Genomic DNA, 223 nt, shown 5'->3' with positions numbered 1-223 from the left:
CGAAGTCGAGTTCGGCTTGGCAGGCGGCGAGTCCACGGCGAGAGAAGCGACGGAGGTTGGTACGGTCCTTGAGGTGGCCGTTGACTGGTTCAACGGTGGCGGCGCGTCGTTCATAGAGCGTTGCACCGTCGGTGGAGGCCAGACGATGGGCCATGCGGGTGCGGGCGTCCGCATCTGGCGGCAGCGGCCCCAGGTCTTCCCCTGGCCTTGGCAGGTTACGGGA

General features: G+C 67.3%; 1 protein-coding gene. It reads right to left on the bottom strand.

Going from position 1 to position 223, the window contains the following annotated elements:
• On the bottom strand, nt 1–184 hold a 184-nt coding region (locus ACEPPI_RS41060), incomplete at its 3' end, for a transposase (RefSeq protein WP_373920321.1).
• Nucleotides 185–223: the final 39 nt, after the last annotated feature.

This window comes from Streptomyces sp. AB3(2024), assembly GCF_041862025.1.
Taxonomy (GTDB): domain Bacteria; phylum Actinomycetota; class Actinomycetes; order Streptomycetales; family Streptomycetaceae; genus Streptomyces.
The sequence above is the reverse complement of the archived record's forward strand: the minus strand, read 5'-3'. Positions and strand labels throughout refer to the sequence as shown.